The 11617-nt window shown below is 72.9% G+C and carries 15 protein-coding genes and 1 tRNA gene; 4 read left to right on the top strand and 12 right to left on the bottom strand.

What is annotated here, in order from left to right:
• Positions 1-22 precede the first annotated feature (22 nt).
• From MJ876_RS10745 to MJ876_RS10755, 3 genes are all read right to left on the bottom strand, one after another.
• Positions 23-331, bottom strand: a complete 309-nt coding sequence (locus tag MJ876_RS10745) for a hypothetical protein (RefSeq protein ID WP_240236276.1) — start codon at positions 329-331, stop codon at positions 23-25.
• Positions 332-707: 376 nt separating this feature from the next.
• Complete coding sequence (locus tag MJ876_RS10750; RefSeq protein WP_240236277.1) at positions 708-1067, bottom strand: DUF5615 family PIN-like protein; 360 nt, start codon at positions 1065-1067, stop codon at positions 708-710.
• Between the two features lie 15 nt (positions 1068-1082).
• Positions 1083-1730 carry a DUF433 domain-containing protein gene (locus MJ876_RS10755; RefSeq protein ID WP_240236278.1) on the bottom strand — a complete coding sequence of 216 codons (648 nt, stop codon included), beginning with the start codon at positions 1728-1730 and terminating at the stop codon, positions 1083-1085.
• Between the two features lie 1324 nt (positions 1731-3054).
• On the opposite strand from MJ876_RS10755, the gene MJ876_RS10760 reads away from it, so the two are divergent.
• Together MJ876_RS10760 and MJ876_RS10765 are read left to right on the top strand one after the other, a co-directional pair.
• Positions 3055-3195 carry a hypothetical protein gene (locus tag MJ876_RS10760; RefSeq protein ID WP_240236279.1) on the top strand — a complete coding sequence of 47 codons (141 nt, stop codon included), beginning with the start codon at positions 3055-3057 and terminating at the stop codon, positions 3193-3195.
• A gap of 447 nt (positions 3196-3642) precedes the next feature.
• Positions 3643-3879, top strand: a complete 237-nt coding sequence (locus MJ876_RS10765; RefSeq protein WP_240236280.1) for a hypothetical protein — start codon at positions 3643-3645, stop codon at positions 3877-3879.
• A gap of 494 nt (positions 3880-4373) precedes the next feature.
• Here the strand turns inward: MJ876_RS10765 and MJ876_RS10770 are convergent.
• A tRNA-Pro gene (locus tag MJ876_RS10770) sits at positions 4374-4447 on the bottom strand.
• 153 nt (positions 4448-4600) lie between these two features.
• On the opposite strand from MJ876_RS10770, the gene MJ876_RS10775 reads away from it, so the two are divergent.
• Positions 4601-4900: a helix-turn-helix domain-containing protein gene (locus MJ876_RS10775; protein WP_240236281.1), complete on the top strand. Its 300-nt coding sequence runs from the start codon at positions 4601-4603 to the stop codon at positions 4898-4900.
• Positions 4901-4916: 16 nt separating this feature from the next.
• Complete coding sequence (locus MJ876_RS10780; RefSeq protein ID WP_240236282.1) at positions 4917-5468, top strand: cysteine hydrolase family protein; 552 nt, start codon at positions 4917-4919, stop codon at positions 5466-5468.
• A 20-nt stretch (positions 5469-5488) separates the two neighbouring features.
• Here the strand turns inward: MJ876_RS10780 and der are convergent, their stop codons facing one another.
• The 8 genes from der to MJ876_RS10820 are packed head-to-tail and all read right to left on the bottom strand — an operon-like array spanning position 5489 to position 11614.
• A complete protein-coding gene (der, locus tag MJ876_RS10785) occupies positions 5489-6808 on the bottom strand; it encodes a ribosome biogenesis GTPase Der (RefSeq protein ID WP_240236283.1) in 1320 nt (439 codons plus the stop codon).
• Positions 6805-7578: a 1-acyl-sn-glycerol-3-phosphate acyltransferase gene (locus MJ876_RS10790; protein ID WP_240236284.1), complete on the bottom strand. Its 774-nt coding sequence runs from the start codon at positions 7576-7578 to the stop codon at positions 6805-6807. The genes der and MJ876_RS10790 overlap by 4 nt, the downstream gene beginning before the upstream one ends.
• Positions 7575-8267, bottom strand: a complete 693-nt coding sequence (cmk, locus tag MJ876_RS10795; protein WP_240236285.1) for a (d)CMP kinase — start codon at positions 8265-8267, stop codon at positions 7575-7577. The genes MJ876_RS10790 and cmk overlap by 4 nt, the downstream gene beginning before the upstream one ends.
• An 11-nt stretch (positions 8268-8278) precedes the next feature.
• Complete coding sequence (locus tag MJ876_RS10800; protein WP_240236286.1) at positions 8279-9361, bottom strand: prephenate dehydrogenase; 1083 nt, start codon at positions 9359-9361, stop codon at positions 8279-8281.
• Positions 9354-9743 carry a chorismate mutase gene (gene aroH / locus MJ876_RS10805; protein WP_240236287.1) on the bottom strand — a complete coding sequence of 130 codons (390 nt, stop codon included), beginning with the start codon at positions 9741-9743 and terminating at the stop codon, positions 9354-9356. The genes MJ876_RS10800 and aroH overlap by 8 nt, the downstream gene beginning before the upstream one ends.
• A gap of 24 nt (positions 9744-9767) precedes the next feature.
• Positions 9768-10175, bottom strand: coding sequence for a VOC family protein (locus tag MJ876_RS10810; RefSeq protein WP_240236288.1), 408 nt, complete (start codon positions 10173-10175; stop codon positions 9768-9770).
• A gap of 4 nt (positions 10176-10179) precedes the next feature.
• Positions 10180-10959 carry an AraC family transcriptional regulator gene (locus MJ876_RS10815; protein WP_240236289.1) on the bottom strand — a complete coding sequence of 260 codons (780 nt, stop codon included), beginning with the start codon at positions 10957-10959 and terminating at the stop codon, positions 10180-10182.
• Positions 10952-11614 carry a hypothetical protein gene (locus MJ876_RS10820; RefSeq protein WP_240236290.1) on the bottom strand — a complete coding sequence of 221 codons (663 nt, stop codon included), beginning with the start codon at positions 11612-11614 and terminating at the stop codon, positions 10952-10954. Before MJ876_RS10820 ends, MJ876_RS10815 begins: the two co-directional genes overlap by 8 nt.
• Positions 11615-11617: the final 3 nt, after the last annotated feature.

Here is an 11617-nt window from a genome sequence, read left to right on the forward strand (position 1 = left end):
GTTCGCCGCCCGCCGCGCACGCTCACGCCATGTCGTCCCAGCTCGACATGCGGTCACCGAGGAGCCAGACCAACCCCGCTCCCCTCCCGCGGGCGTCGTCGGGGAGGAGGAGGGCGATGGAGGGATGACTGTCCTCCGGGCAGTGAGCCCGCGCCCAGTCGAGCGCCCACAGCAGGTCGGCTCCGCTGATGTCGTGGGTCGCCACCCTCACGGGGTCCGGGTTGTCGCCCATGAAGGTGTCGAAGTACACCCGGAACGTCGGGTCGGTCCTCTCCCACGAGGTCGTCCGCTCGTCACAGGGCACAACCGTGGGCTGCGTGGAACCCGTCATCGCGACATCCAAGCACCGGCCGGCGGGCCGGGCACGGACGAGGCCGCCCCCACCACCGGTGGGAACGAGATCAGGCGATCGTCAACGACCACCTTGCGCCTTTTCGAAACCGCGGCCTAGGAGCTCGGTGTGCGGCCCTCCCGTAGATCAGCCACTCTTGCGGGTGGGGTCGGCCGTGGGCGGCACAGTAGGTCCTCGCCGCCTTCTACAAGAGGCGCTGACGGGGGCCTGAGCTTGCACCCGGCTGTCGGGGCTTGAGCCTGCTCCCGGCTGTCGGGGGCGTGCGACGTTGCTGGTGGAGGAGGGGGTCGGACGATGTCGGCCAGCGGCAAGGCTGACAGGGCCGCTGGCCCAGTTCGCTCGCCACCCGTCGCAGTCACAGGTCCTGCGAGGGATGGATGACCGTGAACTGGGAGACCGTCATCTCGATGAACAGATCAGGGTGGCGCTGAAGGATCAGCACCGCGTCCTCAAGGTGGTGCGTCATCAGCGCGGGCCCTTCCAACTCGTCGCAGTGCAGCCAGATGTGGTGTCCCACGACTCGTTTGCGGACACGCTGCGAGAACTCGCGATCGTGGGTTACGAGAACGGCCGAGCGGTCGTGAGCGTAGATGCTGAGGTCGGGGTCTGATTCTGCGGAGAGACCGGCGTCGTCAGCGGTCCAGGCCACGTGCCCCGCGTTGACGAGCTTGCCCCGCAGACGCGCGTCGACGTTCTGGTCGAGGAAGAACCTCACGTCGACGAGCGACCGCTAGTTGGCGACGCGCAGGGCGTCGAGGTCCTCAGCAGCGAGCGCTGGGAACGCCTCGAGGATCTCGCTGTCAGGCACCTGGGCGCGAAAGTAGCGAAGGATGGTGGCAACCGGGATGCGGGTGCCGGCGATGAGCGGTTTGCTCCCCAGCGCGTTGCGCCGCTTCTCAGTCTCGCCAACCGTCGCTGCGTCCCGGCGACGAGCATCACGAAGGGACGCACGGATCTCCTCAAGGTCGACGAGAACCTCCTCCCCGAGCACGGGCTGCCCTGGCGCATCGTCGACCTCGATGTGGCCGTCTGCGAATCTGACCGTGAGGTGCACGTGCGCCGCGCGGGTCGCGTCCGTAGCGCCGTAGACCCCGAACTTCAGTTCAACGAGCGGGTTCTCCCTGCCCGCCGCGCGGAGGCGGTCGACGACCTTGCGGATGCGCTGCAGCGGCACCTTCCGGTCCAGCAACCTCGAGATCGTGACCAGCGCGACCATGTCGGTGAAGCTGTACAGCCGCACGGCCCGGGCAGATGAGATCCGCTCGTTCGTGGCCGGCTCGAGCAGAAGGGTGGTCCGCCAGTAATCGAGCTGTCGGGCAGTGAGTCCTGCGAGCCGCGCCGCACGGGCCCGTGAGAACACGACCAGGTTGTCGTCCATGAGCCCCCCACATCAGGTCGTCGGCGATGCCGCACCATAGAACGCAGAGATGCCTGTAGTCACCATCCTGCGTCGGTAAGCCTGACTAAGTAGCCGCAGACTCTGCACACCGGCATCCGCGCCGTTCTCCAGCCAGCGTCCTCCACGAGTAGGGGGCTCAGTGAGAGTGCGATGGCGGCGAATCTCGCGACGAGTCAAACGGTCAACCTCCGCCTGCGGCATCTGGGCCGCGTCCGGTGACTGTGCAGGGGCCGGCCGATGGCCCGACGGAAGAGGGTGGATTCACTCAGCCTGGCCCGATGCCTCCGCCGCCAACCGAGAGGCCCCCGGCGCCTTCCCCAGGACAGGCCGCCGCGTCCGGGCCCTGCCGCCAACCCACTCAGCGCGCCGCTGTTCCTGATCAGCTTCAACCCGCTCTCCGACCTCTACGACCGCTCCACGACGACCTCACCCGTGCGGGACTGGTTCAGTTTCTGGAGGACTCCGTGGTGCGGCTCGTGGCCTACCCCTCTTGGTTTGGCTCGTCGTCCGGATCGCTCTCAAGTTGCTCGAGCCCCTTCCGTCGTTCCCCTTGCCCCTCTGACCTTCAGGGTCACATGCGGGGGCCGGTGAGCTGCTTCCCGCACTGGCGGCAGTCGTGCACCTCGGTCCTTCCACCACGGAGGACGCCCACGAACTTCTGGCGTGTGTTCACCGCTCGTAGCGCCTTACACCGTGAGCAGTGCATGAACTCCCCCGAGCAGTGAGGGCACCGCGTCGCCTGAGCGCCAACCTCCTCGCCGCAGTACGCGCACGGTCGGCCCGCGCTATACGTCTGCCGCTGCGTCCTGCGTTGCGGCGAGGCTGTGGCCGGCCTAGGGATATCGGTCGGCGCCGGGCCGTAGTGGTCAGACCAGCCCGAGCCCGTCCAGTAACGGACGGTGTCCTTCATCTCGCCCCACTCGTACCACCCTGCTGGCGCTGCGGGTCGGGGCTCGGTCGTCATCGACGCACCGTACGTCGCGGGAGTGGTGATCGCCAGGGACTCTTAGGCGGCTGCGGCCACGCTTCGAACGGCGGCAGCACCTCGGCGCGCTCCCACCACACCCTGAGCCCGCCACCCGGGTAAGCGACGGTATCCGGTGCGGCTCGGCCGCGCGCTAGTGCGCGAGTCCATGACGCTCGATCCAGCGCCACTCCAAGAGCAGAGCAATCGTCGGCGGACAGCGGTTGTTCGTGGACTCGCCTATCAGCCAGGCGTGCCGAGGGAGCGTCGCGCACCTCCGAGACGCTCCTGCAGGGCGGTCAATGAGGTCCGCGCGTCGTCAAGGGCGACGGCCGCCTCGTGGACGAGCCGCTTGCCTTCGACCTCGAGCTGCGCCAGGAGCTCCTGATGCTGATCGAGGTCGAACGACGCCACCTCACCACCGCCACCATCACGGTGCGGTCGCTGACCGCCTGCAACCTCGGGTCCTCCGCCTCGTAGTTCCTGAACTGCTCTGCTCGAACGGCGTCAACGGGCGACTCAGGTGGCAGACGAGGAGCTGCCAGTCCTCGTGGGGCGAGAAGTCGTCCGCGACGCTGCCGAGCTTGAGCTTTGCGATCCGTAGCGGGCCTGGCTCGGGCGGCGGGACGGGCGCGGCAGGCCGGATGGGCTGAGCCATTGGTTCCTCCGGAAGGTGGTGGGGTTCTCCGAGGATGCCCCAGAGCACCGCCCCCCTTTCCCGCTGACCGATCAATCGGGAGGGGATGGACCAAAGCTGGGCCGCCGGAGGTCGATCGGTTCCGCCGGCCCGGAGTGGTGAGCCCGGGGCCGGTTGCGCCGTCGCAGCCGACCCCTGGGTGTCGGCGCTCGCGTCTACCGTGCCGCGCAGGACCAGACGCCGCGAGCGCCAGAGCTCGCAGTGCCAGACGTCTGCGAGAGGGTTCTTCCATGAACGTCGTCGACGCCCGCACCATCGCCAGGTACAGCGGGCAGCTCGAGACTACGGTGGGTCGGCTGCCTGCGTCCGTGATCGGCGCCCTGCTGACCCTGGACCCCGACCCCGGGGTCATCGATAGGCGCCACCACATCGGAGAACGCGACGGCGCCTACCAGTACTTCAAAGCGCTGGCGCTGTCCGGTTGTGACCGGGCGAGCCGCAGCTGGCTCGCACTGGGTACCGCGTGAAGAGCGACCCTGACGAGGTTCGGGTGACCGGCCACCGCCGGGACGGAGAGGGCCCTGAGCTCGGTCGCCCAAGTGGCCAGAGCGTCGAGAAGGGTCTCATCCCCAGCGGGGCAGGCGGGCCTGGCGCAGGACGCGCAGGCGGATGCGCAGGGCCTGGCAGGCGACCCCGAGCACGAGGCGCACGACGCGCTGCCAGTCAAGGCGCCTCGCACCTGCGTGCGTCGCGGTAGCGGCCCTGGTGCTTGCCGCTGGGCAGGGTTCTGGTGGAAGTCATTTGTCACTTCTCGTCTGGCCCGTCGGGGCACGTCTCGTGGCACGTCGCTGACGAGCGTTGGTGCCGGGTCGAGACCTTTCGGTCCGTGCCAGTTCGTCGGAGTCGATGTGGCACCGAAGTGGCACGCGGCCCCATTTCGACCCCGCTGGGGCCACCTGGGGGTTTGACCCTGGAGAACGAAAAACGCCCCTCACCTGCGGAAACAGGTGAGAGGCGGTTGTCGGGCTGACAGGATTTGAACCTGCGACCCCCTGACCCCCAGTCAGGTGCGCTACCAAGCTGCGCCACAGCCCGAGGCGCCCGGCTCGCGAGCGCATCGGAACACTACCGCAGCCCTCCGGCCGGGTCCGACCCGGGCCGAGAGCGGGCCGAGGGGAGACGTGAGGCCCCGTTCTGCCCTCGGCGTACGCCGCCCCGCGGTCACGACGTCGGCGCTAGGTTCGCCCCATGGGCGACGTGCTGCGGCTTCCCACCCCCGACCTCGAACCCCTGTGGCGGGAGGCGGTCGGCGACGTGCTGCGCCGTGCGCGCCAGGCCCGCGGCGACCGCCTGCGGGACACCGCGGAGCGGTCCGGGGTGTCGATCCAGTACCTGTCGGAGGTCGAGCGCGGGCTGAAGGAGCCCAGCTCGGAGATCCTCGCCGCCGTCTCCGGGGCGCTCGGCATGACCCTGCTCGACCTCACGGTCGGCGTCGCCCGGTCGCTGCAGCCCTCGCGGGTCGCCGGGCCGCGCGCCATGGCCGGCTGAGCGGCTGACCGACCTCGTGACGCCGGACGACGCCACGGCCCTGGTCGTCGTCGACGCCCAACGGGGCTTCGCCGACCTCGGGTTCTGGGGCTCGCGGGACAACCCCGCCTGCGAGGCCAACATCGGCCGCCTGCTCGACCACTGGCGGGCCCGCAGCCGCCCCGTCGTCCTCGTGCGTCACGACTCGGCCGAGCCGGGCTCGCCGCTCGCGCCGGGGACGCCGGGCAACGACCTGCTGCCCGGGGTCGAGGGCCCCGCCGACCTGCTCGTCACGAAGAGCGTCAACTCGTCGTTCCACGGCTCCCCCGACCTGGAGGCCTGGCTCCACGGCGAGGGCATCGCCCGTCTCGTGGTCTGCGGGATCACCACCAACCACTGCTGCGAGACCACCGCGCGCGTCGGCGGCAACCTCGGCTTCGAGGTGCTGTTCGCCCTCGACGCCACCCACACGTTCGACCGGGCGGCGCCCGACGGGTCGACCGTGACCGCCGCCGAGCTGTCCCGGGTCACGGCGACCAACCTGCACGGCGAGTTCGCGACGGTCGTGGCGACCGACGACCTCGTGTGAGCCCGGGCGCCGCACCGGACTCAGCGCTTGCGCTTCTCCCGCACCCGCTGCTGCAGCACGATCGGGGAGCCGACGAAGCCGAACTCCTCGCGCAGCCGGCGCTCGATGAAGCGCTCGTACCCGGCGTCGAGCCGGCCGGAGGTGAAGAGGATGAACGTCGGCGGCGCCGTCTGGGCCTGGGTGCCGAACATGATCTTCGGCTGCTTGCCCGACCGCACCGGGTGCGGGTGCTCCGCGACCAGGCGACCGAGGAAGGTGTTGAGGGCGCCGGTCCCGACGCGGGTCTCCCAGCCCTCGATCGCGGCGTCGATCGCCCGGACGACGCGGTCGACGTGCCAGCCGGTCCGGGCGGTGATGTTGATGCGGGGCGCCCAGGCCACCTGCACGAACTCCCGCTCGACCTCCCGCTCGAGGAAGTGGCGACGCTCCTCGTCGACGAGGTCCCACTTGTTGAAGGCGATGACGAGCGCGCGGCCGGCCTCGCGGACGGTCTGCACGATGCGCAGGTCCTGCTCCGAGATGGACGCCTCGGCGTCGAGCACGAGCACGGCGACCTCGGCGCGGTCGATCGCGGTCGTCGTGCGCAGCGAGGCGTACCACTCGTGGCCCGACGCCTGGTTCACGCGCTTGCGGATGCCGGCGGTGTCGATGAACCGCCAGGTCCGTCCGTCGAGCTCGACCAGCTCGTCGACCGGGTCGACGGTGGTGCCCGACGCGTCGTCCACGACGGCGCGCTCCGAGCCGGCGAGCCGGTTGAGCAAGGAGGACTTGCCGACGTTCGGCTTGCCGACGATGGCGATGCGCCGCGGGCCCCGCTCGACCTCGAAGGACTCGTCCTGCGCGTCGGGCAGCGCGGCGACGACGGCGTCCAGCAGGTCGCCGGAGCCGCGCCCGTGGACGGCGCTGACCGGGTGCGGCTCGCCGAGCCCGAGGTTCCACAGGCCGAACGCCTCGGCCTCCGTGCGCTGGTCGTCGACCTTGTTGGCCGCGAGGACGACGGGCTTGCCGGACTTCCGCAGCACGCGGACGACGGCCTCGTCGGCGTCGGTGATCCCGACGGTGGCGTCGACGACGAACAGGACGGCGTCCGCGAGGGTCACCGCCACCTCGGCCTGGGCGCGGATCGCCTCCGCGAGACCACGGGCGTCGGGGTCCCAGCCGCCGGTGTCGACGACGGTGAAGGCCTTGCCGGCCCAGTTCGCGTCGTAGGAGATGCGGTCACGGGTCACGCCCGGGACGTCCTCGACCACCGCCTCGCGGCGACCGATGATCCGGTTGACCAGGGTGGACTTGCCGACGTTGGGTCGGCCGACCACGGCCACGACCGCAGGCGTGCTCATATCTCTTCTCCGTCCAGGATCAACCCGGTGTAGGGATCGTCCTCCAGCTCGCCGGGCGCGAGAGGGCCGGGCAGGTCCCGGCCGGTGCGCTGCCGCGCCTCGTCGAGGTGGGCCAGCATGCGCTCCCTGACGAACAACGAGGCACGGGTCACCTGTTCCCGGGTCCGCGGCCAGTCCTGCCGACCGAGGTGCACCGGGTCGCCGTAGACGAGGTCCACGACCGCTCCGGGGCCGGGGACGTCGGAGGCCCGGCCACCGGGCTCGCGGGTGCCGAGGACCGCGACGGGGACGACGGGCGCGCCCGTCACCAGGGCGAGGTACGCCGCGCCCCGGTGGAACCGCTCGAGGTCCCCTCCCCCGCGCCGCCCCTCGGGGAAGACGCCGACGACGCCGCCGTCGCGCAGGACACGCAGGCAGGTGCGCACGGCGTGCGGGTCGTAGGAGAACCGGTCGAGCGGCAGCTGCCCGCAGGCCGTCAGGAACGCACCCAGCGCGCCGTCGAACATCTCGACCTTGGTCAGCACGTGCGCGGGGCGCGGGCTGAAGATGGCGAGCAGCGGCCCGTCGGACCAGCCGATGTGGTTGGCGGCGAGGATCACGCCCCCGCGGGCGGGCACGTGACCACCACCGTGGGTGCGGACGGCGAAGCGGCGCCGGATCAGCCACCGCGACAGCGGCCGGCCGCCGTGCAGCAGCCAGCGGGACGGGTGACGGACGTGGTCGCTGGCCGGCACCCGCCGGTGCGCGGACGCCGTGACGGGGTCGCTCACCGGGCCCCCGCGAGGTCCGCGATCCGGTCCACGACCTCCTCGAGGGAGGACGACGTCGTGTCGACGTGGACCGCCCCCTCGGCCATCGTGAGCGGTGCGGTGGCACGGCTGGAGTCGATCTCGTCGCGGGCCAGCAGCGAGGCGCGCACGGCCTCGACGGCTGCGGCGTCCACGGCGGACCCGGCCCCCTCCTCGGCCGCGCGCCGGTCGGCGCGGGCGGCGGGGTCGGCGGTCAGGTACACCTTCACCTGGGCGTCGGGAGCCACGACGGAGCCGATGTCACGGCCCTCGACGACGATCCCGCCCCCGCCGGTGGTCGCGTCGGCGATGACCGCGCGCTGGAGCGCGAGCAGCCGCGCCCGCACCTCGGGGACGGCGCTGACGGGGCTGACGGCGGCGTTGACCTCGGCGGAGCGGATCTCGACGCCGACGTCGCGCCCGTCGACGGTGATCGTCGGCGCGGCCGGGTCGGTGCCGGAGACGATCTCGGGCTCGCCGCAGCGCGCCGCCACGGCGGCGGCGTCCTGGACGTCGACGTCCGCGCGGAGCAGCCACCAGGTCATCGCGCGGAACATCGCGCCGGTGTCGAGGTAGGCGAGGCCAAGCCGGGACGCGACGCCCCGCGAGGTGCTCGACTTGCCCGACCCGGACACGCCGTCGATCGCCACCACCAGTCCCGCGTTCTCCACGGGGCCCGACCCTATCGCTGGGTCTCCCAGCCCCTCTCCCCCAGTGCGTGGCGCAGCACGACGGCGTGGGCGGCGGTCACGGTGAGCTCGACGCGACCGACGGGGCGGCCGGGGTCGTGGTCGATGCGGACGTCCTCGATGTTGACGCCGATCTCGCCCGCATCGGCGAACAGCCGGGCCAGCTCGCCGGGGTGGTCGGGGACGGCGACGACGACCAGCGAGGTCTCCGCCGGCGGGCCGCCGTGCTTGCCGGGGATGGCGCGGACGCCGGCCACGCCCCGGTCGAGCACGGGCGCGAGCGGCGCGCCGGACTCGACGGCGCCGATGAGCCCGTCGAGGTCGGTACGGACCTCGCGCAGCAGGTCGGCCACCGCGGGGGCGTTGGCCCCGACGATCTGCTGCCACAGGCTGGGGTCGCCCCCGGCGACGCGCGTCACGTCGCGGACGCCCTGCCCCGACAGCGCCAGCTGGTCGCGGGGCGCGTCGGCGAGCCGGCCGGCCACGAGGACCGCCATGAGGTGCGGGAGGTGGGAGGTGCGGGCCACGGCGAGGTCGTGCTCGCCCGGGCTCATGGTGACGGTGACCGCGCCGCACGTCTCGGCGAGGTCGACGACCGCGGCGACCGCGTCCGGGGCGCTCCCGCCGTGGGGGGTGACGGCCCAGGGCCGGCCCTCGAAGAGCGTCGCGGACGCCGCGAGCGGCCCCGACCGCTCGCTGCCCGCCATGGGGTGCGACCCGACGTACCGGGCGCCCGCCGCGCGGTCGACCCGCGACGCCAGGGCGGCCAGCGGGGCGGTCTTGACGCTGCCGACGTCGGTGACGACGGCGTCGGGGTGGGCCAGCAGCTGCTCGGCGATGACGCCGCCGAGGGCGTCGGGCGGGCAGGCGACGACGACGAGCGCGGGCTCCGGGTCGCCGTCCTTCGCCGCGCGACCGGCGCCGAGGCCGGACGCGGTGCGCACGTGCTCGGGGTGCGGGTCGAGCAGGCGGACGTCGCGACCGGCACGGGTCAGCGCGAGCCCGACGGACGTCCCGAGGAGCCCGACGCCGACGACGAGGACCGGACCCGCGCGCTCGCCGTCCGGCTCAGGCATCGGCGTCGGGGACGGCCTGCACCCGGGTGAGGTCGCGCCGCAGGGCCGCGGCGCCGTGGAGGTAGACGTGGGTGACGTCGGCGCGGGGCAGGTCGGTCTCGACGTGCGCCAGCATCCGCACCACGCGCGGCATCGACCGCTCGATCTCGAGCTCGCGGGCGCAAATCAGCGGGACGTCGCCGAAGCCGAGCTGGCGGGCGGCGTACGCCGGGAACTCGCTGGTCAGGTCGGAGGTCGAGGTGAAGATGATCGAGATGACGTCGTCCACCTCGAGGTGGTTGGCCCCCATGACGCCCGTGACCATCTCGGCGACCCGCTCGAGCAGGTGGTCGCGCTCGTCGGCGTCGAGCTGGGTGGCTCCGCGGATCGCTCGCACTGCCATGGCGCACAGGCTAGGGCAGGGGGCTCACGAGGGCTGGTAGTCCCCCAGCGACCACTGGTTGCCCTCGGGGTCGCGGACGGTGCCCCCGGCACCGCCGTAGTCCTTCTCGGTGACCGCCTGCTCCAGCGACCCTCCCGCGGCGACCGCCGCCTCGGCGGTCGCGCGGACGGCGTCGGCGTCCGCGCAGACCAGGTACGCCGAGGCCTGGCCGGTGTTGTGGACGACGCCCGAGTCGCGCTCCGTTCCGAACATGACGCCGGCGGTGCCGGTCGGGCCCTCCCAGAGCCACTCGGCGTGGACGACGACGGACGGGTCGGCGTCGTCGCGGTACGTCGCGTGCTCGACGAAGCCGACGGCGCGCAGCCAGTCGATCATGACGGCCGCGTCACGGACGGAGAAGGTGTGCCAGCAGGTCACGGTGGAGGCGCTCATGGGCTCACCCTGCCGCGAGCCCGGCCCGGGCGGCTTGGACGTTCGGGAACTCCTGCTCGAGCCACCGGCTGGGCGGCAGTCCGGCGAGCGCCCGCCACTCACGGGCGAGGTGGGCCTGGTCGGCGTACCCGCACCGGGCGGCGACCTCCGCGAGCGGCGTGCCCGGCCGCACGAGACGGCGGCTCCGCTCGAACCGCGCGAGGCGGGCGAACTCCTTCGGCGTCACGCCCACCTCGGCGCGGACCAGGTCCTGCAGCCGACGGCGGCTGAACCCGACGTCCTCGGCCACGGCGGCCACCGGGACGCCGCGGGTGAGCAGCGCCAGCGACCGCCCGACCTCGGCGCGGGCCGCCGCGGCGTCCTCCCGCCGGGCGGCCGCCCGGCGCAGGGCGTCACGGACGAGGGCGGGGCGGTCGCGAACGGGGGTGGCGGCCAGGCGCTCGGGCAGGATCGCCAGCGCGGCGTCGAGGTCGCCCAGCGTGACGATCTGCTGGCGCAGGTCCGCCGCGGGCACGCCGAGCAGCAGGCGCGCCCCCAGCGCGGAGAGCTCCAGCTGGACCCCGGCCTGGCGTGCGCCGTGGTGGATGGCGGCCGGCACGGTGTGCAGGCCGGCCACCGTCGACCACGCGACCGTGCGGGGCCCGCCGGCCCAGCCGACGTCGAGCGGGTCGTCGTACGGCAGGACCAGGGTGAGGGTCGTCGACGGCATCCCGACGTGCACGCCCGGCTCGCCGACGACGTCGTACGCCGTCAGCGACAGCAGGCCGGGGAGCCGCTCAGGCACCCGGCCAGGGTAGGCCGAACCGGGCGGCGGCGCGGCCGTCCGCGAGCTCGTGGCGGTCACCGGGGTGCTCCAGGTAGTACCGCAGCAGTGCCAGCACGAGGTCGCGGTCGGCGGTGAGCTGCGACGTGGCGAGCGGGACCCCGCGCACGCCCGCCCGCTGCCCGCCCGGCCACCGGGGCGTCTCGAGGACGATCCAGTCGATCACCGTCACGCCGACGGCACCGGGTGCGGCCCGGCGGGTCCAGCGCTGGCGCACGGCCCGGACGTCCTCCCAGGCGAGCTCGACCGCCCCGCCGGGCAGGACGACCGTCAGCCCCTCGGGCCAGAGCCACAGCCCGAAGCGCAGCTGCGGGTCGCTCGCGCGGATGCGCACGAACCCGACGGCGGCCAGGACACCGAGGACCCCGACCACCACCGCGACGACGTACAGCGCGGGGTGGACGACCGCGCCCGCTACGACGAAGCCGACGGCGCCGAGGAGCATCCACGCGGCGAGGACGGCGTACAGCCACGAGGCGCCGCCCCGCGACATGACCGGCATCCCGACCTCGAGACCCCGGCGGCGGCCGTCGTACGTCGTGATGCCGCCCGGTGGGGGCGGGGTCGGGGTCTGCTGCCAGCCCTCGCCCTCGGTGCTGCCCGGCATCAGCGCCACGGG

Origin of the sequence: Nocardioides sp. CFH 31398 (assembly GCF_022436705.1) — a bacterium.
GTDB lineage: Bacteria > Actinomycetota > Actinomycetes > Propionibacteriales > Nocardioidaceae > Nocardioides.

Bases quoted from the DNA above. Each gene is read 5' to 3' on its own strand.
- MJ876_RS10745 (WP_240236276.1), bottom strand. From the start codon at position 331: ATGACGGGTTCCACGCAGCCCACGGTTGTGCCCTGTGACGAGCGGACG.
- aroH (WP_240236287.1), bottom strand. From the start codon at position 9,743: ATGGCAGTGCGAGCGATCCGCGGAGCCACCCAGCTCGACGCCGACGAG.
- der (WP_240236283.1), bottom strand. From the start codon at position 6,808: ATGAGCACGCCTGCGGTCGTGGCCGTGGTCGGCCGACCCAACGTCGGC.
- MJ876_RS10765 (WP_240236280.1), top strand. From the start codon at position 3,643: ATGAACGTCGTCGACGCCCGCACCATCGCCAGGTACAGCGGGCAGCTC.
- MJ876_RS10755 (WP_240236278.1), bottom strand. From the start codon at position 1,730: ATGGACGACAACCTGGTCGTGTTCTCACGGGCCCGTGCGGCGCGGCTC.
- MJ876_RS10775 (WP_240236281.1), top strand. From the start codon at position 4,601: ATGGGCGACGTGCTGCGGCTTCCCACCCCCGACCTCGAACCCCTGTGG.
- MJ876_RS10810 (WP_240236288.1), bottom strand. From the start codon at position 10,175: ATGAGCGCCTCCACCGTGACCTGCTGGCACACCTTCTCCGTCCGTGAC.
- MJ876_RS10800 (WP_240236286.1), bottom strand. From the start codon at position 9,361: ATGCCTGAGCCGGACGGCGAGCGCGCGGGTCCGGTCCTCGTCGTCGGC.